Source organism: Streptomyces sp. NPDC058195 (genome assembly GCF_042883525.1).
GTDB lineage: Bacteria > Actinomycetota > Actinomycetes > Streptomycetales > Streptomycetaceae > Streptomyces.
Window position 1 is genome coordinate 105,801 of the sequence record NZ_JBHVVM010000005.1, and the last position, 24,703, is coordinate 130,503.

General features: G+C 69.8%; 20 protein-coding genes, 3 tRNA genes and 1 pseudogene. 7 read left to right on the forward strand and 17 right to left on the reverse strand.

The genetic code is table 11. From position 1 onward, the window contains the following. Positions 1-57 precede the first annotated feature (57 nt). The gene (locus tag ACFVWY_RS08250; RefSeq protein WP_389868504.1) at positions 58-1,146 is read left to right on the forward strand and encodes an RNA polymerase sigma factor; all 1,089 of its coding nucleotides are present in this window, start codon (positions 58-60) and stop codon (positions 1,144-1,146) included. 73 nt (positions 1,147-1,219) lie between these two features. Here the strand turns inward: ACFVWY_RS08250 and ACFVWY_RS08255 are convergent, their stop codons facing one another. From ACFVWY_RS08255 to ACFVWY_RS08270, 4 genes are all read right to left on the reverse strand, one after another. After that, positions 1,220-3,151, reverse strand: a complete 1,932-nt coding sequence (locus ACFVWY_RS08255; RefSeq protein WP_389868506.1) for an ABC transporter ATP-binding protein — start codon at positions 3,149-3,151, stop codon at positions 1,220-1,222. Beyond that, complete coding sequence (locus ACFVWY_RS08260; protein WP_389868507.1) at positions 3,151-4,884, reverse strand: ABC transporter ATP-binding protein; 1,734 nt, start codon at positions 4,882-4,884, stop codon at positions 3,151-3,153. The genes ACFVWY_RS08255 and ACFVWY_RS08260 overlap by 1 nt, the downstream gene beginning before the upstream one ends. A 345-nt stretch (positions 4,885-5,229) precedes the next feature. Next, a complete protein-coding gene (locus ACFVWY_RS08265) occupies positions 5,230-6,675 on the reverse strand; it encodes an FGGY family carbohydrate kinase (protein ID WP_389868509.1) in 1,446 nt (481 codons plus the stop codon). Between the two features lie 78 nt (positions 6,676-6,753). After that, positions 6,754-7,065, reverse strand: a complete 312-nt coding sequence (locus ACFVWY_RS08270; RefSeq protein WP_389868511.1) for a YtxH domain-containing protein — start codon at positions 7,063-7,065, stop codon at positions 6,754-6,756. 174 nt (positions 7,066-7,239) lie between these two features. On the opposite strand from ACFVWY_RS08270, the gene ACFVWY_RS08275 reads away from it, so the two are divergent. The 6 genes and pseudogenes from ACFVWY_RS08275 to ACFVWY_RS08300 all read left to right on the forward strand — a co-directional run. Beyond that, a tRNA-Asn gene (locus ACFVWY_RS08275) sits at positions 7,240-7,312 on the forward strand. Positions 7,313-7,317: 5 nt separating this feature from the next. Continuing rightward, positions 7,318-7,390, forward strand: a tRNA-Asn gene (locus ACFVWY_RS08280). 233 nt (positions 7,391-7,623) lie between these two features. Then, positions 7,624-7,700 (forward strand) — tRNA-Ile (locus ACFVWY_RS08285). Positions 7,701-8,586: 886 nt separating this feature from the next. Next, positions 8,587-9,657 (forward strand): MerR family transcriptional regulator, encoded by a 1,071-nt coding sequence (locus ACFVWY_RS08290; RefSeq protein WP_389868513.1) that lies wholly within the window; start codon positions 8,587-8,589, stop codon positions 9,655-9,657. Positions 9,658-9,679: 22 nt separating this feature from the next. Next, entirely contained in the window at positions 9,680-10,189 is a 510-nt protein-coding gene (locus ACFVWY_RS08295; RefSeq protein WP_389868515.1) for a hypothetical protein, read from the forward strand. Beyond that, positions 10,186-10,707: pseudogene (locus tag ACFVWY_RS08300) on the forward strand (IS481 family transposase); the annotation flags it as partial. The gene ACFVWY_RS08295 and the pseudogene ACFVWY_RS08300, both read left to right, overlap by 4 nt. A 900-nt stretch (positions 10,708-11,607) precedes the next feature. On the opposite strand, the gene ACFVWY_RS08305 reads toward ACFVWY_RS08300, so the two are convergent. The 13 genes from ACFVWY_RS08305 to ACFVWY_RS08365 all read right to left on the reverse strand — a co-directional run bounded on the left by ACFVWY_RS08305 (position 11,608) and on the right by ACFVWY_RS08365 (position 23,994). Beyond that, the gene (locus ACFVWY_RS08305) at positions 11,608-12,051 is read right to left on the reverse strand and encodes a nuclear transport factor 2 family protein (protein ID WP_389868517.1); all 444 of its coding nucleotides are present in this window, start codon (positions 12,049-12,051) and stop codon (positions 11,608-11,610) included. Between the two features lie 266 nt (positions 12,052-12,317). Then, positions 12,318-13,136, reverse strand: a complete 819-nt coding sequence (locus ACFVWY_RS08310) for a fumarylacetoacetate hydrolase family protein (protein ID WP_389868518.1) — start codon at positions 13,134-13,136, stop codon at positions 12,318-12,320. 31 nt (positions 13,137-13,167) lie between these two features. Continuing rightward, complete coding sequence (locus ACFVWY_RS08315; protein ID WP_389868520.1) at positions 13,168-14,367, reverse strand: acyl-CoA dehydrogenase family protein; 1,200 nt, start codon at positions 14,365-14,367, stop codon at positions 13,168-13,170. Then, positions 14,364-14,960: a flavin reductase family protein gene (locus ACFVWY_RS08320; protein ID WP_389868521.1), complete on the reverse strand. Its 597-nt coding sequence runs from the start codon at positions 14,958-14,960 to the stop codon at positions 14,364-14,366. The genes ACFVWY_RS08315 and ACFVWY_RS08320 overlap by 4 nt, the downstream gene beginning before the upstream one ends. A 102-nt stretch (positions 14,961-15,062) precedes the next feature. Beyond that, positions 15,063-15,845: a cytosine permease gene (locus ACFVWY_RS08325; RefSeq protein WP_389868523.1), complete on the reverse strand. Its 783-nt coding sequence runs from the start codon at positions 15,843-15,845 to the stop codon at positions 15,063-15,065. Then, positions 15,728-16,522: a hypothetical protein gene (locus ACFVWY_RS08330; protein WP_389868525.1), complete on the reverse strand. Its 795-nt coding sequence runs from the start codon at positions 16,520-16,522 to the stop codon at positions 15,728-15,730. Before ACFVWY_RS08330 ends, ACFVWY_RS08325 begins: the two co-directional genes overlap by 118 nt. Before the next feature lie 77 nt (positions 16,523-16,599). Further along, positions 16,600-17,001, reverse strand: a complete 402-nt coding sequence (locus tag ACFVWY_RS08335; protein ID WP_389868527.1) for a RidA family protein — start codon at positions 16,999-17,001, stop codon at positions 16,600-16,602. Positions 17,002-17,015: 14 nt separating this feature from the next. Next, positions 17,016-18,593 (reverse strand): aldehyde dehydrogenase family protein, encoded by a 1,578-nt coding sequence (locus ACFVWY_RS08340; protein WP_389868529.1) that lies wholly within the window; start codon positions 18,591-18,593, stop codon positions 17,016-17,018. A 72-nt stretch (positions 18,594-18,665) separates the two neighbouring features. Continuing rightward, positions 18,666-19,088, reverse strand: a complete 423-nt coding sequence (locus tag ACFVWY_RS08345; RefSeq protein ID WP_389868531.1) for a cupin domain-containing protein — start codon at positions 19,086-19,088, stop codon at positions 18,666-18,668. 4 nt (positions 19,089-19,092) lie between these two features. After that, on the reverse strand, positions 19,093-19,941 hold the full coding sequence (locus ACFVWY_RS08350; protein WP_389868533.1) for a dimethylmenaquinone methyltransferase: 849 nt from the start codon (positions 19,939-19,941) through the stop codon (positions 19,093-19,095). Continuing rightward, a complete protein-coding gene (locus tag ACFVWY_RS08355) occupies positions 19,938-20,873 on the reverse strand; it encodes a VOC family protein (RefSeq protein ID WP_389868535.1) in 936 nt (311 codons plus the stop codon). Before ACFVWY_RS08355 ends, ACFVWY_RS08350 begins: the two co-directional genes overlap by 4 nt. 208 nt (positions 20,874-21,081) lie before the next feature. Next, positions 21,082-22,650 carry a 4-hydroxyphenylacetate 3-hydroxylase N-terminal domain-containing protein gene (locus ACFVWY_RS08360; protein ID WP_389868537.1) on the reverse strand — a complete coding sequence of 523 codons (1,569 nt, stop codon included), beginning with the start codon at positions 22,648-22,650 and terminating at the stop codon, positions 21,082-21,084. Positions 22,651-23,088: 438 nt separating this feature from the next. Continuing rightward, positions 23,089-23,994: a LysR family transcriptional regulator gene (locus ACFVWY_RS08365; protein ID WP_389868539.1), complete on the reverse strand. Its 906-nt coding sequence runs from the start codon at positions 23,992-23,994 to the stop codon at positions 23,089-23,091. Positions 23,995-24,703 lie beyond the last annotated feature (709 nt).

The window sequence follows — 24,703 nt, forward strand, 5'->3', positions numbered from 1 at the left end:
CCAAGCGGTGCGCCTTGCTTCCCGCGGTCCGGCAGCGATCACCTGGAGGTCGCCCCCGTGCAGACCCGGACCCTGACCAAGACCGAGCACGTCTCGGCCGTTCCCGCGCAGAACCGGGCCGTGCGCCATCCGGAGACGGCGGTGGAGCCGCCGGAGGCACCCGAGCCGCCGGAGCCGCGTGAGGAGTCCGGGGCCGCCGGGCGGCCCCGGCGCGGGAGCAGGCCGGAAACCGCCGGTCCGTCCTCCGACCTCTTCCGCCAGTACCTGCGGGAGATCGGCCGGATTCCCCTGCTCAGCGCCGAGGACGAGGTGGAGCTGGCCCGCCGGGTCGAGGCCGGGCTCTTCGCCGAGGAACGGCTCGCGAGCGCCCCCGACCCGGACACCCGGCTCGCCGTCGACCTGGACCGGCTGGTGGTCATGGGGCGCACGGCCAAGCGCCGCCTCATCGAGGCCAACCTCCGGCTCGTCGTCTCCGTCGCCAAACGCTACGTGGGCCGCGGGCTGACCATGCTCGACCTGGTCCAGGAGGGCAATCTCGGGCTGATCAGGGCCGTGGAGAAGTTCGACTACGCCCGGGGCTACAAGTTCTCGACGTACGCGACCTGGTGGATCCGGCAGGCCATGTCCCGCGCCCTCGCCGACCAGGCGCGGACCATCCGGGTTCCGGTCCACGTGGTCGAGCTGATCAACCGCGTCGTACGCGTACAGCGCCGGATGCTCCAGGAACGCGGCTACGAGCCGACCCCCGAGGAGGTCGCCGACCAGCTCGACCTCACGCCGGAACGGGTCGGCGAGATCCTCGTCCTCTCCCGGGAGCCGATCTCGCTGCACGCCCCGGTCGGAGAGGAGGACGACGTCGCCCTCGGCGACCTCATCGAGGACGGCGACGCCGCGTCCCCGGCCGAGTCCGCCGCGTTCCTGCTGCTGCGCGAACACCTGGAGGCGGTGCTCTCCACCCTGGGTGAACGCGAACGCAAGGTGGTCCAGCTGCGCTACGGACTGGACGACGGGCGGCCCCGCACTCTGGAGGAGATCGGCCGGATCTTCGGCGTGACCCGCGAACGCATCCGCCAGATCGAGTCCAAGACCCTCGGCAAACTCCGCGACCACGCCTTCGCCGACCAGCTCCGCGGCTACCTCGACTGACGACTCCGGACACGCCCGGGGCCCGCCCCGCCACCACGGCGGAACGGGCCCCGGACTCCGGCGGGCGGTGTGGCTAGTCGACCTCGGCGACCGCCTGGGCGAACTGCGCCGAGTACAGCCGGGCGTACGCGCCCTCGGCCGCCAGCAGCTCGTCGTGCGTACCCTGCTCGACGATCGAGCCGTTCTCCATCACCAGGATGACGTCGGCGTCCCGGATGGTGGAGAGCCGGTGCGCGATCACGAAGCTGGTGCGGCCGTGGGCCAGCCGCGCCATCGCCTTCTGGATCAGCACCTCCGTACGGGTGTCGACGGAGCTGGTCGCCTCGTCGAGGACCAGGATCACCGGGTCGGACAGGAACGCCCGCGCGATGGTGATCAGTTGCTTCTCGCCCGCGCTGACCCCGGAGCCCTCGTCGTCGATCACGGTGTCGTAGCCGTCCGGCAGCGTCCGGATGAACCGGTCGGCGTGGGCCGCCCGCGCCGCCTCCTCGATCTCCTCGCGGGTGACCTCGCGGGAGGCCCCGTACGCGATGTTGTCCGCGATCGAGCCGCCGAACAGCCAGGTGTCCTGGAGGACCATGCCGATGCCCTGCCGCAGCTCGTCGCGCGACATCCTCGCCACGTCGACGCCGTCCAGCGTGATCCGGCCGCCCGTCACCTCGTAGAACCGCATCAGCAGATTGACCAGCGTGGTCTTCCCCGCGCCGGTCGGGCCGACGATCGCGACCGTGTGGCCGGGCTCGACGTTCAGCGACAGGCTCTCGATGAGCGGCTTCTCCGGCTCGTAGCGGAACGACACCTTCTCCAGCGAGACGCTGCCCCGCAGTTCCCCGGGCCGCTCGCGCTCCTCGGGCGACGGGTCGGCACCCTGCTCCTCGGCGTCCAGCAGATCGAAGATCCGCTCGGCCGAGGCGACCCCCGACTGCACCAGGTTCGCCATCGAGGCGACCTGGGTCAGCGGCATCGAGAACTGCCGCGAGTACTGGATGAACGCCTGTACGTCACCGATCGACAGCGCACCCGAGGCGACCCGCAGACCACCCACGACGGCGATCAGCACGTAGTTCAGGTTGGAGACGAACATCATCAGCGGCTGCATGATCCCGCTGTTGAACTGCGCCCTGAACCCGGCCTCGTACAGCGCCTCGTTCTGCTCGGCGAAGTCCTTCGCGGACTCCGCCTGACGGCCGAAGACCTTGACCAGGGCGTGCCCGGTGTACATCTCCTCGATGTGGGCGTTGAGCTTGCCCGTCACCTGCCACTGCTGCACGAACTGCGGCTGCGAGCGCTTGCCGACCTTCGCCGCCACGACCGCCGACAGCGGCACCGTCACCAGCGCGACGACCGCCAGCAGCGGCGAGACCCAGAACATCATGATCAGCACGCCGACGATGGTCAGCAGGGAGTTGATGAGCTGGCCCATCGTCTGCTGCATCGTCTGCGAGATGTTGTCGATGTCGTTCGTCGCCCGGCTGAGCACCTCGCCGCGCTTGGCCTGGTCGAAGTACGACAGCGGCAGCCGCGACAGCTTCGTCTGGATGTCCTCGCGCAGCTGGAAGATGACCTCGTTGATGATCCGGATCGACAGCCGCGTCGCCACCAGCATCAGCAGACCGGCGCCGACGTACACCGCCAGCGCCACCAGCAGGACATCGCCCACCGCCGCGAAGTCGATGCCGTGACCAGGGACGAAGTCCACCCCGGCGAGCATGTCGGCCAGCTTGCTGTTGCCCTCGCGCAGACCCGTGACGGCCTGCTCCTTGGTCGCCCCCGCGGGCATCTCGCGGCCGATGACCCCGGCGAAGATCAGGTCGGTCGCCCGGCCGAGGATCTTCGGCCCGACCACCGACAGGGCGACGCTCAGCGCGCAGGTCACCAGCATCACGTACAGCGAGGTCTTCTCCGTCGCGAAGCGCTTCAGCAGCCGCTTCGAGGACCCCTTGAAGTCCATGGACCGGTCGGTCGGCGCCCCGCCCGCCATCATGCGTCCGCCAGGCCCGGCCATTACGCGGCCTCCGCTTCCGTCAGCTGGGAGAGCACGATCTCCCGGTATGTTTCGTTGCCGTCCATCAGCTCGTGGTGGGTGCCGGAGCCCACGACCCGGCCCTCGTCGAGCACCAGGATGCGGTCCGCGTCCCGGATGGTGGAGACCCGCTGGGCCACGATCACCACGGTCGCCTCGGACGTCTCCCGCGTCAGCGCGCCGCGCAGCGCGGCGTCGGTGGCGTAGTCGAGCGCGGAGAACGAGTCGTCGAAGAGGTAGATCTCCGGCCGCTGCACCAGCGTCCGGGCGATCGCCAGCCGCTGCCGCTGCCCGCCCGAGACATTGGTGCCGCCCTGGGCGATCGGCGCGTCCAGGCCGTGCTCCAGCGCCGCGACGAACTCCTTGGCCTGCGCGACCTCCAGCGCGTGCCACAGCTCCTCGTCGGTCGCGTCCGGGTTCCCGTAGCGCAGGTTCGTCGCCACCGTCCCGGAGAACAGGTACGGCTTCTGCGGTACGAGGCTCACGGTCCGCGCCAGCAGCGCCGGGTCCACCGTCCGCACGTCCGTCCCGTCGACCAGCACCTGGCCGTCCGTCACGTCGAACAGGCGGGGTACGAGGCCGAGCAGCGTCGACTTCCCGCTGCCGGTCGAACCGATGATCGCGGTGGTCTCGCCGGGGCGGGCCACCAGATCCACGGCCCGCAGCACCGGCTCCTCGGCGCCGGGGTACCGGAAGTCCGCGCCGCGCACCTCCAGATGACCGCGGGCGCTCAGCTCGTGGACCGGCTTGACCGGCGGAACCACGCTGGACTCGGTCTCCAGGACCTCCTGGATGCGCTCGGCGCACACCTCGGCACGCGGCACCATCATGAACATGAAGGTGGCCATCATCACCGACATGACGATCTGCATCAGATAGGCGAGGAAGGCGGTCAGCGCGCCGATCTCCATGCCGCCGTTGTCGATGCGGTGGGCACCGAGCCAGAGCACGGCGATCGACGAGACGTTGACCACCGTCATCACGGTCGGGAACATCAGCGCCATCAGCCGGCCCGTGGACAGCGCCACATCGGTCAGCTCGGTGTTGGAGCCGCGGAAGCGCTCCTCCTCGTAGGAGTCCCGGACGAAGGCGCGGATGACGCGGTTTCCGGTGATCTGCTCGCGCAGCACCCGGTTCACCGTGTCGAGCCGCTCCTGCATCGTGCGGAACAGCGGACGCATCCGCTTCACGATCAGGCTCACCGCGATGCCGAGCACCGGCACCACCGCCAGCAGCACCGCCGACAGCGGCACGTCCTGGCCGAGCGCCATGATGATGCCGCCGACACACATGATCGGCGCCGACACCATCAGCGTGAACGTCATCAGCACCAGCATCTGTACCTGCTGGACGTCGTTGGTGGTACGGGTGATCAGCGAAGGCGCTCCGAAGCGCCCGACCTCACGCGCCGAGAACGACTGCACCCGGTCGAAGACCGCCGCCCGGACGTCGCGGCCGAGCGCGGAAGCGGTACGGGCGCCGTAGAAGACGGCCCCCATGTTGCAGACCACCTGGCCGATGCTGACGGCGATCATGATGCCGCCGAACTCGAGGATGTAGTTCGTGTCACCCTTCACGACACCGTTGTCGATGATGTCGGCGTTCAGGGTGGGCAGATAGAGGCTGGCGCAGGTCTGGAGCAGCTGCAGGATGACCAGCAGCGCGATCGGCTTTCTGTACGGACCGAGATGGGCCCGCAGGAGTTTTATGAGCACGCGTGTCTCTCGGAGTCGGCAGAGGTCGGGAGTTCATCCATTTTCCGGCACCGGTGACGGAGGCCGCGACCGATTTTACTCAAGACCAGGTCAAAAAACAGACCGAGTACACAAGTGGAGGGAGTCGCCCCGCCGGTGTACCCGGCCCTGCCGCACGGACCCGCTGCTCAGGCCGTCTCCGCCCTAGGGCCTCTCGTTTGGATCATGCCGGGCTCGCGGGGGCTGGTGCGCACATCTGCCGCGTTGTCGTCAGTCACCGACGCTCCGCGTCGGCTCCTTCCTCCGCCTTGCAGCTGCACGCACCAGCCCCCGCTCCCTGATCCAGCCTGATCCAAACGAAAGACCCTAGTTCGCGGGGTCGAACGCCCCCGGATGGATCTGGTCCCGCGTCGCCGCGTACTGCTGGCGCACCGCCTTCCCGACCGCCAGTTCCTCACCCGGCTCCAGCACCTGCGCGGCGGCCCCCTGCCAGGCCGGGGGGACGAGCGGATCGGCGGTGCCCCGCGAGACCCCCAGCGCCCAGGCCGCCTGCCGGGCCGCGCCCAGCGCCGCGTACTCCGCGGGCTGCGGAACGACCACCTGCGTCCCCAGGAGCGCCGGGGCGATCGTCTGCACGGCGTGCAGCGCCGCCGCCGCCCCCAGCAGGAACACCCGCCGGACCTCCACGCCCCGGCCGCGCAGCACGTCGAGCGCGTCGGCCAGCGAGCAGAGCATCCCCTCGAAGGCGGCCCGCGCCAGGTGCTCCGGCTTCATCGACTCGCGCCGCAGCCCGCACAGCGTCCCGGCGGCGTGCGGCAGCCGCGGCGTCCGCTCGCCCTCCAGGTACGGCAGCAGCACCAGCCCGGACGCGCCCGGCGTGGATTTCAGCGCCAGCGCGGAGAGCTCGTCGAGGTCCTCGACACCGAGCATCTCGGCACTGCCGCGCAGCGCCCGCACCGCGTTGGAGGTGTGCACCACCGGCAGGTGCTGCCCGGTCGCGTCGGCGAACGAGGTGATCATCCCGGTCGGGTCGGAGAGTGCCTCCCGGTGCACCGCCATGACCGAGCCCGAGGCCCCCAGCGACACCACCGCGTCACCAGGCCCGACCCCGAGCCCGAGCGCCGCAGCCATCGTCTCGCCCGTCCCCGCGGAGATCAGCAGCCCCTCGGGTGTCGTACCGGCCGCGTCAGAGGGGCCGAGCACCTCGGGCAGCGCGGCCTGGTGCCCGAGCGCGAGCTCCACCAGATCGGGGCGGTAGGTCCCGGTGTGCGCCGACCAGTAGCCGGTACCGGACGCGGCGCCCCGGTCGGTGGTCCGCCGGGAGGGGCGCCCGAGCAGCTGCCACACCAGCCAGTCGTGCGGCTGGAGCACCGTGGCCACCCGCCGGGCCGCCTCCGGCTCGCTCCGCGCCATCCAGCGCAGCTTCGCCACCGGCTGTGCGGCCTGCGGCACCGAGCCGACCGCCTCGGCCCAGGCCTGTCGCCCGCCGAGCCCGTCGATCAGGTCGGCCGCCGCGGCCTGTGCCCGCTTGTCGTTGCCGAGCAGCGCCGGATGGACGGGGCTGCCCTGATGGTCCAGGGGCACCAGGCCGTGCTGCTGGGCGGAGACGCCGATGGCCTCCACCCCTTCGAGCAGCCCGCCGCTGGCGGCCTCGCCGAGCGAGAGCAGCCAGGCCTGCGGGTCCACCTCGGTGGCCTTCGCCTCGACGGGATGCGCGGCGAACCCCTGGCGCAGCACGGCGCCCGTGTCCGCGTCGCAGACGACGATGTGTGTGAAGGCGGAAGAACTGTCCAGACCGGCGACTATGCCCATGCGCAAGATTCTGCCGCACCGCGGGAGCTTTTCCGTACCCGTGGCGCGGCAGGGGCGAGACACCCTCCGGGGGCGCGTCTACGTATTGCTGGTGCCCCAGTCGTCCTCCCCGTTCCCGTTGCGGTCCCGGCGCGGGCGCAGCCGGGAGGCCACCGAGGCGGGCACCTTGTCGCCGACCTTCTCGCCGACCTTCTCACTCACCGCCTGGTACGCCTTTCCGGCCAGGTCGCGGCCGCTCTGGGCGGCGGATTCGGCGGTGTTGCGGACGGCCGGGTTCCGGGCGATCCGGCGCGCGGAGTCCTTCAGCTGCTCGTAGCGCTCCCGCCCGGCCCGTGTCCCGATCACGTATCCGAGGGCCAGTCCGGCGATGAACGTGAGCCGGTACCGCATGGGTGCCACCCTTCCTTGTGACGTGTGCTGCCCGCGCGTCTGCGGGCACCGGAGATCACCCCGGGGGATACCGATTGGCAAAGCACCCCCCTGCTTGCGCTAATGTATGTGTCGCAGCGAGCACGCGCCGCCCGGCAGCAGCCAGGAGGGGCGGGTTCGGTGCACACGCAGCAATCCCCTGTAGCTCAATTGGCAGAGCAGCCGGCTGTTAACCGGCAGGTTACTGGTTCGAGTCCAGTCGGGGGAGCGCGATCCCCTGTAGCTCAATTGGCAGAGCATTCGGCTGTTAACCGGAGGGTTACTGGTTCGAGTCCAGTCGGGGGAGCAGATCGGAAGAGGACCCTACGGGGTCCTTTTTCCTATGCCCGCACACGGCCGCCACGGTGGTACGGAGGGGATGCGTGTGACTCTTTCGCATGTACTTCGCTCCGTCCGGAACCACGCGGAGCACGGCGAGGTCTTCATGGTCATGCGAAGCCGACCACCCGGAGCGGGAGATCGTATGACCGGCTATGCTGCGGCAGACGGCGCGCACACATGTACGCGCCACGCCGAAAAGGGGCGGTAGCTCAGCCGGTTAGAGCAGCGGACTCATAATCCGTCGGCCGTGGGTTCGAGTCCCACCCGCCCCACCAGAAGTACCCAGGCAGAATCGTTCTGACCTGGGAGAAGGCAAAGGCCTCCGTGTCGGCGGGGGCCTTTCTGCGTCTCCCGTGATCGCTGGCTCGCCCGTTGCTCGCCCGAAGCGTCTGAGGCGTCGGAGCGGGGGTGGATCGGCTGTCGAACAGCGGGTTGTGCGCCTTGGGGGAGCAGGGTTCCAGGAGTGGCGAGAGGCTGATTCCCAGGCCGTCACAGGTGTCAGGCTTCAGCGGGGCCGTGAGTGTGGGTGAGCTTGCCGGTGACGCGGGCTTCGTGGTTGGGGTGGGCGGCCTGGGCGTCGTGGACGGCGACTGGCCAGGCGGAGGCGGCGAGTTGGGCGCGGTGGGTGCGGGAGCATCAGCAGGTTCGCCCGGCATGGAGATGCTGGCAGAGCGCTCGTCTTCGGAGTTCGCGGAGATGGGGTCGCCCGTCCTCTGCGCGAGAGGGGCCAGCACGTCAGGCTCGGATGTGCGCCGGATTCTTCCGCGGCGCTTCCTTTGCCGGCCGGGTTCTCTTCCGTAGTTCGGATGGTTCAGGGTGCTGTCGCCGCTGGAGTCAGGAGCGGTTGCCGCCACAGCGCGCCTGGCCGGGCGCGCTGTCACGGCATTGCTCGTGTGCGCGTAGTGGGCAGCCGCGGTGCTCGCGACGGTGATCGATGTGGTGGCGGCGGCGACGGCGGTAGCGGTCCGGTGTCGGCACCGGAGTGCACGGAGGAAGCCGCCGAGCGATGCGAAGAAGCGCGGTTGTCATAGGCGGTCAAAGACTGTGACCATGGTGTTACGCATGGTGATATTTTGGTGGCTGGCTGACGCGGGCCATGAGGCTGGTGACGCTGCTCGTCGGTGTTGACCTTCGAGCTGGTTGAAGCTTGATGATGGCGCGGTGCCAGATGATGAGCTGATGCCGATCGGGGCCTTCGCCCAACGCAGTGGTCTGACCTCCAGCGCGTTGCGGTTCTATGCCGACTCCGGGCTGCTGCCCCCTGCCGAGGTCGACCCGGTCTCGGGCTACCGCTACTACGGCACCGACCAGTTGGACCGGGCGACCGCGCTGCGTCAGCTTCGCGAGCTCGCTATGCCCCTGGCCGCTGTCGAGGCGGTACTCGGTTCCGGGGCCGACGAGGCTTCCCGGCTACTCGATGAGCATGTGGCCAAGGTCGTGGGGAACGCGGCGGCCGTGCAGCAGAAGGCTGCTGTCATCAAGTCCGCGTTCGGCAATGCGCCAGGTCTCCCCATCGCGGTGGTGAAGGGGCCCGTGCTGGCGGATGCGGTCGAGCAGGTCCTGACCGCGGCCGCGTATGAGCCCGGGATGCCAGCACTCGCCGGTCTGCGCATCGAGGCAGGTCATGAGGCGGTTTCCCTGACCGCGACGGACCGGTACCGGCTCTCCACCCGAACCCTGGTGCCGACTGAGCCGCCGAGCCAGACGTGGGCCGGCACGGTCAATGGCGACGAGCTGCGGGCTGCGGTCGCGGCGAGCCGCAGCAGCCCGCTGGTGCGACTGGAAGCGGTCTCGCACGGGATCTGGTTCCGCGTGGCTGACCGGGAGGACCGGCACTGCCGGTTGCTGCCCGAGGAGTTTCCCGACTACCGGCTGATGCTCGCGTCACTGGGCGAGGTCACGACTCGCGCGACCGTCTCGAAGGATCTGCTCCTGCGAGCCCTGGAAGAGCACCCCGGCGAGCACATCGGGCTGCATGTCGCTGACCACGGAGTGAGTGTCATGTCAGCGGACGACGGACACCCCGACACCCCGCTCCCGGCTACCGCGGCGGGCCGGGCCCTCCAGATCTGGTTCGAGCTGACCACGCTCTACCCCGCCGTGAGCACGGCGATCGGTCCCGACGTACTGCTCGACCTAAGGGGACACGACCAGCCCGTGACGATCCGCTCTGCCGACCGCGGCGATCTCACCACCCTGGCCATGCCCGTCAAGTCCGGCCACTCCGCCTGAGAAAGACAACGAGGAACAGCCCATGACCACCACACCCGCCAGCCCCGACCCGGCCATGGAAGCAATAGGCCACGCCGTCGCCGAGGGCCGAGCCGGCAACAGCGCCTCCGCCCGCCGGAAACTGCTGGCTCTGTGGTCTGCGATCGGTGTCACCGGTGACCCGCTGCACCGCTGCTCGCTTGCCCACTACCTGGCAGATCTCTACGAAGACCCCGCCCAGGCCCTCGCCTGGGACATCCGGGCCCTGGACGCTGCCGACGCCGTGACCGAGCAGCGCGTCCAGGAGCACCACGCCGGCCTCCACATCGCCGGCTTCTACCCCTCCCTGCACCTCAACCTCGCCGACAACTACCGCCGACTCGGCTCCTTCGAAGCCGCCGCCGAGCACATCAACGCGGCCGGAACGCACGCCCCCAGCCTTCCTCAGGATCCCTACGGTGACCTCCTTCGCGGCGCCATCCAAGAGGTCGCCGAGGCTATTGCCAGGCGGGACCGGTCACGGCGAGCCTTCGCGCCTGGTTCCGCTGCGTGACGCACAGGGACGCACCCCTCACCGTGGAAGGGCGGCGTCGGCTCGTCGAGTGATGCCGTACGAGACCATCGCCCACGGTGCGGCCGAGAGGGGGATTTCACGGGCACGTGCATCGAAGCAGGTCAATCGATACCGGCGACACGGCGAACCCGGGCGTGAAGGCCGCTCTTCCACGCCGCGCCACCAGCCCACCGCGACAGCGTCCGAGATCCTCGACCTCACCGAAGAACCGCGCCGCACCCACAAGTGGTCCGAGGCCAGGATCGCCTCCGAGCTGTACCGGGCCGGCATGCGGATCGGCCGAAGGGCCGTGAGCGGGCACCTGGCCGAGAATCGGCCTCAACCGACGCCGATTCATCGACCCCGACGGTGAAGCCAGCCGACAGCCGCGGGAAGCCCACGCCCGATGGCCCGGCCACACGATCCACGTCGATGGGAAGAAGGCAGGCCGCATCCCCGACGGCGGAGGCTGGCGCGCGCACGGACGCGGCAGCGACCAGGCGGAAGCCGCGGACCGGCGGACGAAGAAGACCGACCTGCGGTTGGCCCGGGATCAGGGTCAAGACGCAGGGAGGAGGCGGCGGCTCGGCCGATGCCGTCCGCTTCGGCGCATCAGTTGACTGCGCGTCATGGCGCGTCTGGCGGCGGATACGGTGAGTCCCTGATCGAGGCCGGACACTGGGCGGCGTCGAGACCATCGTGGTCGGGGCAGGCGGGACCGGCAACAACCCAGGGCGGCGCAGGCGGCGCGCCGAGCTTCGGTGGGGTGGTCACCGCGGCTGGCGGGCATCCCGGTACGGACGGGATGGACTCCGGCGCGAGCAGCACGGTTTCGAACGGTGTTGCCGCGCCTTCCAGCAGGTCGGGGCAGATGACCGGCGGCGGCGGAGGCGCGGGGGAGGTGGCGCTGCGCGGGATGTCCGGCCGGGGAGAGGACTCCCGCATGGGGCACGGCGGTTACGGGCGCACGGCATCCGGTCGGGGCAGGGCTGGGCGCGGCTACGTACGGGGGGACCGGGCACCCGCCCTCTCCTCCCGAGGGCGCGGTGGAGATCACCGAGGCCGAGTGCAACGAGGGTGTGGCCGCGATTGAGGCGGCGAACGCCCGGAAGGCCGCAGAGGAGGAGGCCGCTGCGCAGGAGCGCGCCCGCCAGGGCTACGAGGCTCTGATCGCAGTCGGCATCCCGCCGGAGGCCGCAGCCCGTGTGTCCGGGTACAACCCGCCCCACCCGGGCAGTCGATATCCCGCCGGAGACCGCAGCCCGCAGCCCGTGTGTCCGGGTACAACCCGCCCCACCCGGCCTATGTGGTGATGTGGTGGTGGGAGAGCAGGGCTGCGGTTCCTGCCGACCGCTGGGCGAGCGGACCGTTTCTGCCGAGGGCCTGCCCGGCACCGGCCGGGGCCGGAACGCGGGGGCTCAGGACGGGGTGCACGCCTCGGCGATCGACACGCTGTTCTCGTAGAGGTGATGCCGGGTGATCCGGCCCTCCTCGACGGTGAGGCGCAGCGCGAAGGGGCCCTCGAAGGACTTCCCCGTCGCGCGCACGGTCCCCGAGACGTACCCCATCAGGACGGCGTCGGTGCCGTCGACGAGGAACGTGTCGACGGAGGCCCGGGTGTCCTCGGCCACCGTGTGCGCGGCCAGTTCCGTGAACTGGGCGGCGCATTCGGCTCCGGTGGAGCGCGGCCGGATCCACGGGACGACGGGGTTCTCGGCGAGCAGCCAGTCGACGTCGTCCGCGAAGAGCGTGACGAGCCGCTCGACGTCCCCGGCGATCCGGGCGGCGAGGAACTCCTGGACGACCTGGCGAGTGGTCTCGGCGACGGAACTCGCGGTGGTGCCAGCTGACGTGACGGGCATGGTCGCTCCTTGGGACGGGGTGCCGGACCCCTCGGCCGGGATCTCGTTGACGTGCACCACGCTGCCTCAGCAGGCGAGCGTGGTCGATTACGCCAGAGGTAATGACCGGGTGGGGGACCGCCGCTGTGCGCCGGTCCGGGCGGGGGCGGATCCTCGTCGGTTTCTCCGGCAGCGCCTCCCTGGCTCGGTGGCACCCCCCGCCGTCATCCGCGCGGCAGGGGAACTCCGTCTGCACCGTCGTGCCGGGCCCGGCGGCGGGGAACGGGTCAGGTGATGGGGGTGGTCAGGGTGCCGATGCCGCTGATGCTCACCTCGACCACGTCGCCGGTCTTCAGGTACCAGCGTGGGGTGCGGGCGCGGCCCACGCCGCCGGGGGTGCCGGTGAGGATGAGGTCGCCGGGGCGGAGGGGAAGCATGGTGGAGATGTACGCGATCAGCCGGGCAGGGGCGAACAGGAGGTCGTCGACCGCGTGTTCCTGGACCGTTGTGCCGTTGACGGTGGTGCGCAGCGTCGCGGTGGCGGGGTCGAAGGAGTCGGGTGTGGTGAGGACGGGGCCCACCGGGGTGGAGCGGGCCCAGATCTTGCCCTGGAGCCATTCCGTGGTGCGGTACTGCCAGCCGCGCATCGAGATGTCGTTGGCGACGGTGTATCCGGCGATGCAACCGGCCGCCTCGTCCTCGGTCACCCGGTACGCGGTGCGGCCGATGACGACGGCGAGTTCGCCCTCCCAGTCCATCTCGGGGTCCTCCGGCACGGCTGACACGGGGTCGGCCGGGCCGGTCAGGGTGTCGGCGAACTTCGCGAAGAGCGTGGGGTGGGCGGGAAGTCCCCGGCCCATCTCCTCGATGTGCCCGGTGTAGTTGAGGCCGGTGCACAGCACCTTCGAGGGGTTCGGTACGACCGTGCCGAGTTCGGCCCCGGCGGCCGGGATGCGGCGCCCGTCGGCGTGGGCCGCGAGCCGGTGCCAGTTCTCGTCGCGCAGCAGGGCACCGAGGTCGGCGTGGCCGCGGATCTCGGTGAACGCGTCGCCGTCCAGCCGGGCCGCGACTGTTCCGTCGGCGGTGCGCACGGTTGCCAGTTTCATGTCTTTGTCCTCCTGGTTCCGCGGGGCGTGCTCAGGCGTCGGCGGCGGGGTGCCCGGGGACGACCAGGTCGAAGAATCCCCAGTGCGCACCGGCGGGCAGGGTGCCCGAGAGCATGCGTCCGCACTTCTGCGTCACGATGTGTGAGGAGCCCCGGTGCTGGCTCCCGGCGTGGCTGTCGCGGAAGAAGCGCTGCAGCACGCCGTCCCGCATGACCCGCGCTCCGGCGAACCGGTGCACGAGCTGGCTGATCTCCACCGCGGTCCGGCCGGAGAGACTGCACGCGAGGCGCGACATCGTCTCCTGCTCGTCGCTGAGGCGCGCCCCGGTCGAGAGCGTCGACTCGTTCTCGTGCCAGGTCTCGCGGAGCAGCGCCATCGTGCCGCGCACGTGCGAGAAGTGGCGGGCGAACTCGCCGAAGAACTCGTCGCTGGTGACCGGGGACTCCTGCGCCGGGTCCTTGCGCAGGGTCAGTTCGCGCAGTTCGTCGAGCATGCGGCGGCCGACGCCCTGGGACCAGGCGGCCTGGTGCAGACCGGCGCAGAGGGCGGGGCTCAGCCGGTTCGCGGGGTGACCCCGGCGGACGTGGTCCGGGCCGATGCCGTACACGTACGCGTCCTCGACCGGTACGTCCTCGGCCCGGTAGTCCAGGCTGGCGGTCGCGCGCAGTCCCAGCACGTTCCAGTTGTCGCTGATCCGTACGGCGGACCGGGGGACGAGGCAGACCACCCGTTCCCCGGTTCCCTCGACCGTGGCGGCGAGGTTGAGGTGTGTGGCCATGGACGCGCCGGGGGCGAACTGCCATACGCCGCTGACCTGGTAGCCGCCCGCGACGCGCACGGCCCGGCCGGTGAACGAAGCGGACTGTCCCGCCACCAGTGGGTCCGCGCCGTCGGCGAACAGTGCGGCCACGGCCTCGTCTCCCAGGTGGGCGGCGGCCGTCGCGGTCTCGCTCGTCAGGGCCCGGACGAGCCAGCCCAGCGAGGCGTCCGCGTGGGACAGCTTCTCCATGACCTCCAGGACCTGGAGCGGGGAGGCGTCCAGGCCGCCGAGTTCGGCGGGCACGGTCAGCCTGAGGATTCCGCTGTCGCGCAGGGCGTCCTGGACGGCGGGCGTCGGGCGGCGCAGCCGCTCGCTGTCGGAGGCCTCCCTCAGCAGGAGGGGGCGGATGGCTTCCAGCCGTGCCAGGAGGGCGGCGAAGTCGCGGGGCGTGCCGGTGGCGGGGCGGGTCACGGTCGGGTCCTTTCGGGCCGGGCGCCGTTCGCGGTGCCGTCCTCGGATTCCTGGGCCAGTGCGCTCCACTGGCCGCGGTAGAAGAGCAGGGGGCGGGCGTCGTCCTGTTGCCCGTAGGCCGTCACACGGCCGAGCACCAGGACGTGGTCGCCACCGTCGTATCCGGCCCAGGGAGTGCACTGGAAGTAGGCGGGCGAGCCGCCGATGCGGGGCGCCGGGCCGTCCGTGATCCAGTCGACGGGCCGGTCCTGGGGCTTGCCCGCGAAGTGGAGCGCGGTGCCGAGCTGGTTGTCACCGAGGACGTTGACCGCGAAGGGGCGCTCCAGCAGGTGGGTGAGGGCTCGCGAGGTGCGTTGCATGGACACCAGCACCAGCGGCGGGTCCAGGGACACCGAGGTGAAGGAGTTCACGGTGACGCCGTAGTGGTCATGGCCCGACCGGTAGGTGAGGACGACGACGCCGGTCGCGAAGTTGCCCAGGGTGTTGCGGAGTTGGCGGGGATCGGGGAGCGGAGGGTACGTGGCGTGCGACGGGGCCGCTGTGGTGTCGGCAGCCTTCTCGTAGATCTCGGCGTCCCACATGATGTCGGTCATGGGCGAACCTTCTGGATGAGTCGCGGGGCCCGTGTGCGGGGCCGGAGCGGGGAGGGGGGAGGGGGAGGCGGAAGAGGAGGAGCGGGTGAGGACCTCAAGGGGTCAGAGGGCTTCGTCGACGGCGTCCTCGGCCGCGGCGAAGGAGGTGCCCGTCCCCTCGGGCAGCCAGGTCCGCAGCAGCGGGTACAGCAGGAGCGCCGAGACGAACGACACCAGGAAGCCGAGGGCGAAGACGTCGGTGGCCATCAGGACCATGCCGAGGGAGGCGGACACGACCAGCGTGAGGACTCCGGCCCAGTCCCACTTCTCCACCCGGTGGGTGCGGCTGTCGTAGCGCGCCCGGCGCACCAGGTAGTAGTCGGCGATCATCACGCCGCACATGCCGAGCGTCATGGCGCCCAGGTAGGCGAGGTAGGTGGAGAACTTCTCCAGGATCCCGGCGCCGATCATCACCAGGGCGATGACGTTTCCGACGACCACCATCGCCGCCCGGCCCGGTTTCCTGTCGGTGAGGGCGTTGACCAGGTTGACCAGGGAGAGCGAGCCGGAGTAGGCGTTGATGGCCTGCGCCTTGGCCTGTGCCGCGTAGATGGTGACGAAGCCCATCCAGGCGGCGAAGATCACGAAGAAGGCGCCGGTGTTCTGCATGACGAGGTCGCCGCCGGCCGCGCCCGCCGCCTGCGCGCTCATGTTCTTGTCGTGGTCCATGAGGTACGTGACGACATCGGGCATGCCGCCGATGACGACGAGTGAACCCAGGACGGTCATCAGGACGTTCTGGGTGATCGGACCGGCTGCGGCCAGGACCGTGACGTCGCGGCGGGTACGGCAGTAGCGGGCGAAGTCCGTGGTGACGAGGGCGATGGTCCCGGCTGTCGCGCCCATGAGCGATATCGCGGCCTCGAACTTCGGCCACAGCCCCCGGGGACGACGCCCGCGTAGCGGAACACGTCCATCGGGTCGGCGCCCTCGATCACGTAGATGTGAATGATCATGTAGATCGTGACGAGGAGGGTGACCGCCGTCAGGACTCCGGAGGCGCGCAGCGCGAGCTTGAGCCCGAAGACGGCGAGCCCGATCCACAGCAGGGTCATGAGGCCGTAGAGCAGGACGCGCGTCGTCCAGGAGTCGGGCAGGCCGAACATCAGCAGGGTGCCCTGGTAGAGCAGGGCCGATTCCATGGCCAGGAAGCCGAGGATCATGAATGCGAAGATCGCCGAGCCGATCGAGGATCCCCGCAGGCCGAACCCGAAGAACCGGGAGGTGATCGTGCTGGACATGCCGGTCTCGAAGGCCATCCGGCCGAGTGCCTTGCCGAGGAAGACCCCGAAGGCCGCGACGAGGACACCGACGATCAGCCCCACGGTGAAACCGGCGAGGACGACGGTGAAGCCCGCGATGGCGAAGACGACGAGCGCGGTGGCGACACTGACCGGGCTGAGGGCGAGCTGGTAGCCGCTGCGGCGCTCGGCCGCCGGGACGCGGGCCAGGGAGTGGTCCTCAGCCGCGGCGGCCAGCGTCGAGTCGGTGGATCTCGGCAGATTCGTTGGTGATGACGACACAGTTCCTACCCATCGAAGGAGAGGGGGCGCCCGCGGCGCGTTCCGCGGGGGAACGCGCCGGGTACCGCCGGATTCGGTCAGTCCGTGCTGCAGCCCGCGATGGCGATGGCTTCGATCTCGACGAGGATGTCCGGCTTGGCCAGGGCGGCGACCTGGACCAGCGAGCAGGCCGGGAAGTCGCCGGTGAAGAACTCCTCGCGGGCCTTCCACACCTGGGCGTTGTCGCTCATGTGCGTGACGAAGATGGTCATCTTGACGACGTCGTCCATGGCGCCGCCCGCCGCCTCGACCAGGTCCTTGATCTTCTGGAAGACGACCCTGGACTGCTCGTAGGCGGTGCCGCCGAGGAGGGTCTCGCCGTCCTGGCCGCGCGCGGTCATGCCGGAGACCAGGATCAGGTCGTCGACGCGGAGGCAGTTCGACCAGGTCCGGTCCGCCGGTTCACGGACGGCGGTGGAGAAGAAACGTTCCTTCTTCATGGTTGCTGTGGTCCTCACAGGTCGATTCGGCTGTCCCAGGCGGATGTTCCGCCCCAGTTCACGCAGACGCTCTGGCGCCGCATGAATCCCTGCCAGGCGGTGGAACCGGCCGTGCGCCCGCCGCCGGTCTCCTTCTCGCCGCCGAAGGCGGCGCCGACGTCGGCACCCGTGGTGCCCATGTTCACGCGCACGATGCCGCAGTCGCTGCCCCGGGCGGACAGGAAGGTCTCGATGTGGTTCAGGTTGGTGCTGTGCATGCCCGAGGCCAGGCCCTGGGCCACGCCGTTGTGGATCTCGATGGCCTCGTCGAGGTCGTCGTAGACCAGTACGGAGACGATCGGGACGAAGGTCTCGGACTGGGCGATCTCGAAGTGCGGCTCCACACCGGTGACGATCGCGGGCTCCACGAAGAGCCCCGGACGGTCCATCACCTTGCCGCCGTACGCCACGGTGGCTCCGTCGAGCTCGGCGCGGGCGAGGACGTCGCGGTAGTCCGCCACCGCCTGGGCGTCGATCAGCGGGCCGACGACGGTCTCCGGATCCCTCGGATCGCCGATGGTGATCTGGTCGAAGGCCTTCTTCATCAGCTCGACGAGCCGGTCGGCGACGCTGCGGTGCGCGATGACCCGGCGGGTGCTGGTGCAGCGCTGGCCGGTGGTGCCGACCACGCCGAACGTCAGTGCCTTCGCCGCGAGTTCGAGATCGGCGGTCTCATCGACGATGCAGCCGTTGTTGCCCGAGCACTCCAGCTGGTACCGGCGCCCGAGCGTCGAACCGACGATCTCGGCGACCTTGCGTCCGACGCCCGTGGAGCCGGTGAAGGAGATCATCGCGACCCGGGTGTCGGCGATCAGCCGCTCGGCGACGGTGTTGTCGGCGGGGATGAACAGCGAGAAGACGCCCTCGCATCCCATCTCCGCCGCGGCCTGGTTGACCAGCTTCTGCACCGCGATGGCGGTGAGCGGCACCTTGGGGCTCGGCTTCCAGACCACGGTGTTGCCCGCGATCGCGGAGAGGAACCCGTTCTGCGCCCAGACGGCGGCCGGGAAGTTGTACGCGCTGATCAGGCCGATCACGCCCAGCGGCAGCCACTGGTCGTACATGCGGTGCTCGGCGCGCTGCGACTGCTGGGTGAAGCCGTACAGCATCCGCGCCTGGCCCGCGGCCAGCGTGGACATGTCGACGGCCTCGCGCAGTTCGCCCCTGGCCTCCATCGTCGACTTGCCGGTGTCGAGGGAGACGACGGCTGCCAGCTGGTCGATGTTCTCCTCGATCAGCTGGCCGATCCGGCGGACGAACTCACCGCGACGCGGCGCCGGAACCATCCGCCACTTCTTCTGTGTCTCGACGGCCGCGGCGACGACGCGCTCGTAGTCCCCGGCGTCGGAGGCGGCGATCTGTCCCACGGTCGTGCCGTCGGCGGGGCAGACGGCCTCGATGAGCGGGCGGTCCTCGACGGGGCCCCAGCCGAGGGAGTCCGTGTAGGTGCCGGAATGCACCTGGTCCAGGCCGAACGCGGCCCGTACCCTCTCGGTGTCGAACAGGGCCACGGCCTCACCGGTCGTGCCGTGCGTGCGGGTGGTCTCGGTCATCGTCACTCTCCTCGCTTCCCGCCGGGGCCGGGGGTCCGGCGCGTGCCTGGTTCCTGGCTGTGCCTCAGCACCTCAGTCCTTCGCAAGGAAGTCCCCGATCGTCTCGTCGGTGTGGTACTCGGGCTTCTCGTAGTAGTGCGGGCCGTCGTAGATCTCGATCAGCACGCTGCGCTCGTGGGCGAGCGTCGGGCCGTGGGGGTGGTCCTTCGGGTTCATGTAGAACGAACCGGGGCGCAGCCGCAGGCCGGAGTCGGTGTACTCGTAGTCGCCTTCGAGGCAGTACATGAACTGGTTCGAGGCGTGGGTGTGCCGGGTCGGGATCGTGCCGCCCTTCTCGTACTCCAGGAGGGCGATGCTGGCGCCGGTCTTGGGGTTCTTGAAGAGGAAGTACTGGCGGAACCCGTAGTCGGGGTAGTCGATCCAGCTCGCGTCGTCGAGATCGGCGGCGTGGACCAGGACCTCAAGGGACTTCGTGTCCGCGGGGTCGATGTTCACTGTCTCACTCCCAGTCCGGGCGGCCCGATGCCACCCATGTGTCGTATTCCTGACGGCTTTCCGGCGTGCCGGGGAACAGCCCGAACAGGGACCGCCCGCGCCGGATCCCCAGGGCCGCGAACTCCTCGTACGCGGCGGCGTCGGCGGCCTGGGCCGCGACCTCGGCGGCCAGATGGCGGGGGATCACCGCGACCCCGTCGTCGTCGCCCAGCACCACGTCGCCGGGGTAGACCGCCACTCCGCCGCAGCCGACCGGCTCGTCGAGCGCGACCGGGTGCAGGGCGAGAGGCGTCGCCGCGGGCGCGTTGCCCCGGTGGAAGCAGGGCAGCCCGGTCCCGGCGATGGCGCCGGAGTCCCGGTATCCGCCGTCCGTGACCACACCGGACACACCGCGCCGCCTCAGCCGCGCCGCCATCATGTCGCCCATGGACGCCCCCGCCCTGGAGCCGAACGCGTCGATCACGAGCACCGCGCCGGACGGGCACTCCTCGATCGCGCGCCGGTGCAGATGCGCACTGCTCGCGTAGGCGGCGAGGCTGTCCAGGTCCTCGCGGGCCGGGATGAACCTCAGCGTGCTGGCGGGCCCCACCATCGGCGCCCCGCCTCTGGTCAGGGGACGGACCCCGGCCATCAGGACGTTGCGCAGGCCGTGCCGGAGCAGCATGTTGGCGACGGTGGACGAGCCGGCCCGCGCCAGTTGCTCGCGGACGGTCGATGACAGGGGTTCGTGGACCGGCCCCGGCAGTGGCTCACCGGACGTCGTCGGCAGGGGTTCATGGACGGGCCCTGGCAGTGGCTCACCGGACGTCGTCGGCAGGGGTTCGGCGCGCTCCGCGCGCTGTTCGGCGCTCACTGGAAGAACTCCAGCGGCGGACGGTTCCCCCACTGCGTGGTGTCGCTGGCGGTGCCGTTGAATCTTCCGGGCCGGTGGCTTCCGTCCACGGTGTCGCCGTCGGTGTAGTGCTCGATGCGGAAGCCGAACGGGTCCTTCCAGTAGTCGAAGATCTGACTGCCGAGCAGATGGCGGCCGACCCCGACGTCCAGGCTGTAGCCCTGCTGGAGGAGGTAGTCGTGCGAGGACATGACCGCGTCCATGTCGGTGACTTCGAACGCGCTGTGGTGCACACCCACCCAGTCCGACTGGAGTACGAGCATGAAGTGGTGGTCCACCAGCTGCTCGCCCAGGTCGAGCCGGACGAAGGTGCCGACGACGGGGCCGTCCTGTCCCGGCGGCAGGAAGTAGTCGGAGGGCAGGAAGTTGAAGCGTTCGTTCAGCCAGGCCATGGACGCGTCGTGGTCCTTCACATGGAGCACGAAGTGGCCGAGCCGGGCGATGGTGCAGGGCGCGACGGGCTGGCGGACGAAGGAGTTCACCCGGTTCTTGTCCCGGATGTTGTTCATGACGAACGGTTCCCGGTCCACGACCGGCTCCGCCTTGTCCCGGTTCCAGATCGCCCGGATCTCGATGCCGTCCGGCATGGTCATCGAGACCGCCCGGCCGCCGCCGGGCTCCGTCGACTCGGTGATCGGGGAGGATCCCGGCCTGGCGGCGAGCTCGACCAGGTCCTGATAGGTGGCGACTTCGATCGCGGCGCCGATGAAGCGCTGCTTGGCGGCCTTGCGGGTGACGTGGATGTGGTGCTGGGTTCCGGTTCCCCGCATGTACAGCGTCCGGTCGTCGCTGCCCTCGGCCCTGGTCATGCCGAACGCGGTGAGGAACTTCTCCATCACCTGGAGATCAGGCGCCTCGTAGGTGACGTGGGCAGCATCGATTGCCGTGGCCACGGGTCCTCCTGGGGTGGGTGGGAGCGCGGTGGCGCGCTCGGTTCGTCGCCGGTGAAGGGGCCGTGCCGTCCGGCTGCCGTCCGCGGTGCGTCGTACGGCATCCGAGCCGGGTGCCCCGCTTCGAAGCCGGACGGCGTCGGCGTGACGGTGGTGTGAGGGGTACGGCACGGTCCCTGGCGGGCTCCTTTGACCGGGAGCCCGCGGGAGGTCAGCGCTTCCTGAGGATGCTGACGTCGTCCGGTGCGACCAGGTCGGGCACGGTCCAGCCGTCCAGGTCGTACTCGTCCATGGCGCTCTGCGCGAAGTCCTTGCAGTAGTCGAGGAGGCCGCTGCCTCGCGCGCCGAAGAGGTTGGTCTGCCGGGTCACGTCGTTGCTGCCGATGTAGTTGATCTCGTACAGCTCGTGGCGGGCCCCGAACTCGGTGCCGATGGAGTCCCACAGCATCTTCATGACCTTGACGCGCTCCTCCGCGTCGATGCCGCCGGTCCCTCGCACGTAGGTGTCCAGATAGCCGCGGATCTCGGGGGTCTTGAAGTCGTCGGCGTGCGAGTTGAGGTAGATCAGCCCGCTGGCCACGACCTGCTCGATGATGTTCTTGACCTTCGGCATGGCCAGCTGGTTCATCACCCGGTACGCACCGGCGAAGTGCGGGTCGGGCTGGATCATGCCGCCCTTCCACGGCACCGCGCTCTTCGCCATCGCGTCCGACAGCGCCCAGAACGTGTTGCGCCAGGCGATGACCTCGCCGAGCTGCGACATGACGCCGTGGAACTGGCCCGCGCCGGTGACGTCCAGGGCACGGGACAGCATGCCGACCAGGAAGTCCATCTTGACGGCGAAGCGGGTGCAGCCGTGCAGGGAGGCGCGCTCCAGGTATCCGGAGTGGATGTTGTACTTGTTGGCCTGCTCCAGGTCGTTGTAGATGAACGCGTTCTCCCAGGGGATGAACACGTCGTCGAGGACCAGGATGGCGTCGTTCTCGTCCAGCCGGCTGGACAGCGGATAGTCGAACGGGCTGCCCAGCACGGCGGCCCGGTACTCGTTGGACGTGCGGCACAGCAGCTTCACGCCGGGGGAGTTCGTCGGCATGATGAACACCGGCGAGAAGGCCGGGTCCTGCACGGCGACCTGGCCGACATGGCCGACGAAGGTGTAGTGGGTCAGGGCCGAGCCCGTGGCCACCACCTTGGCGCCGGTGACGTAGAAGCCCGCGTCGGTCTCCCGGGTGACCCGGACGAACACGTCCTTGCCCGCGTCGGCGCCGAGGCCGCGGTCGACCGGCGGGTTCATGATCGCGTGGTTGATGTACCAGGTCTTCTGCTGGGCCTTGCGGTACCAGTGGCGTGCGTTGTCCTCGAAGCCGCGGTAGAACTCCGCGTTGGCGCCCAGTGTGCCGAGGAAGCAGCCCTTGTAGTCGGGTGAGCGGCCCATCCAGCCCCAGGCGATCTTCTGCCACTCGGCGATCGCGTCACGCGAGGCCACCTGCTCCTCGACGGTCTTCGGAGCCTGGTAGAAGCGGTGGGTGAAACCGCCGTCCTCGGTGGGCGAGGTGAGGACGTCCTTGCGTGCCGGGTCGTGCAGCGCGTCGTACATGCGGGCGATCATGCGGGCCGAGTTGCGGAACGCGGGGTGCTCCGCGACGTTCTCGACACGCTCACCGTAGATCCAGACCTCGCGCCCGTCGTCCAGGCTCTCCAGATACTCGGTGCCGGTAAAGGGGATGCTTTCACGGCCGGTGCGGCCGGAAGGCGACTGATTTGCATTTTCCGTGTTCATGGAACGAAAACCCCATCTTCTCCCCGACGGAAATGGATCACACCGGATTCAGGTCATGCGTGATCAGCTGCCCGCGAAAAGGGATGTGATGTGCCGATCCGTAGTTGCCTGCGGCGTCGAATTGCCGGAAGGCTTCCACGGGGGTTAGGGCCGGGCAATAGCTCCGTGAGCGGGCAAGGGGCGCGAGAGGGGCGGCGGAGAAGGCGGCCGTTGCTCGGTGAACGGCAGGCGTATGGCCTCTGAACAGGCACTTCTTGCGAAGGGGGGCCAGACAAGGGCCGACTGGGCCAGCCAGGGAGTGAGGCAGGTCACAGTGGATGCATCTCGTTGTGCGAGATGTTCCCCCGATTTCTTCCACGCACTCCATACCGGGCGCAATGGAGGGGGCCATAGTTTTGTGTATGGCGGCCTTTCGGCGGGGCTCTCACCCCGTCCGGCTCACGGCCTGAGCGCGCGCCGGTGTTCGGCGACGACGCGGGTCGCCTCCAGCCAGTGCCGCATCAGCGGGCTGATCTCGGCGTCCCGCCGCCACAGCAGCGTGGCCTGCATCGGGGTGAGCCAGTGTGGGGGGTCGAGCAGGGCCACCGCGTCCGTCCGGCCCGCGATCCGCTGGGTCACGGGGGCCACGCCGAGCCCGGCGGCCACGAAGGCGACGGCGGTCTGCGGCGTGGAGACCTCCAGCACCTCGAAGGTCTCGTCACCCACGAGTGCGTTCTCGACGACCTCGGGCATTCCTGTGAACGCGGGAATGCGATAGGGGATGATCCAGCGCCCCCATCCCTTTCCGCCGGAGTGGTCCTCGCGGGCGCGGGACCGGGGGACGGCGAGCTTGATATCAATTCCCAGGACGGGATAGGAGTCGCAGAAATCGGTGACGAATCCGGCGAACTGGCTGGGGCCGAAGGGGATGCACCCCATATCCAGTCGGCCGTCCCGGATTCCCTGCACGATGAGGTCGGGGGTGACGTCGGTCAGGCTGACGCGGGCGCCCGGGACCTGGTCGAGGAACTCGGCCAGTACGTCGGCGACGATCTCGTTGATGACCATGGGCTCCACACCGATGCGCAGGTCCCCGACCGCACCCTCGCCCATCAGCTTCAGCGTCTCCACGGCGCGGTCCCGGTCGGCCACCAGGCGCTCGCCCTTGGACAGCAGGTAGAGCCCGGCCTGGGTGGGGTGGACCCCCTTCGCCGTACGCTCCAGGAGGCGCACGCCGAGCTCGCCCTCCAGCTTCGCGATGGCATGGCTGACCGGTGGCTGCGTCATGTTCAGGTTCTTGGCGGCCTGCGAGACCGAACCGGCCTCCACGACGGCCCTGAAGTACTGGATCTGACGAAAGTCCATGCGCACTGACCTTCCACGGCCCCCGAAATCTCCCGGCACGCAGAGATTAACCGCGCCGTTCCGCGCGGGCCGGGGGCCCGGTCCGTTCCCGCGGCCGGGAATCCGGAATCCGGGAGGGCGCGACTCCCTGCCGGGCCGGTCAGCCGCTCCGGTGATGGTGCGACGCGCTTCGGCCGCGGGGCATCCCCGCCCGGCCAGGCCCTGGGCGAAGTCAGCCAGCACGGTCGGCGGGGAGCTCGCCTGGCTCCATCCGGCGGTTCGCCGCGGGTGCCGCTTCCTTCATTCCCGGCGCTACCGGAGTGCCCGGCGTTCCCCGAGTGCCCAGGGCACCCGGAGCGCCCGGAGTGCCCGGAGTGCCCGCCCTGGCCCTGATTCGGCCACGGGCGGCGGCAGATGGCGAGGCCCGGGGCCTTGTGTCCGGCCCCTCCGGGGCGTGTGACCAGGGCTTTGGCCGCCCGGCGGCCGAAGCGTTCCCCAATCGTTTCCTTGCGCCGTACAACCATTTTGCGCATGTGGCGAAGGTCACTTCCGCCTCGGTTCGCGTAGCCGGATTGTCTGGTTCCGTCTGTTGACGCACCGCCCTGACCTGGCGTTATTTCAATGCGAATCATTTGAGAACCATGTGGGTGGGCTGTGGAGAGAATGTGGACCCGGCGCAGAGCCGGGAGTGGGGCCCTAGCGGCCCTGTTGGGCGCGGGGCTGACCGTGG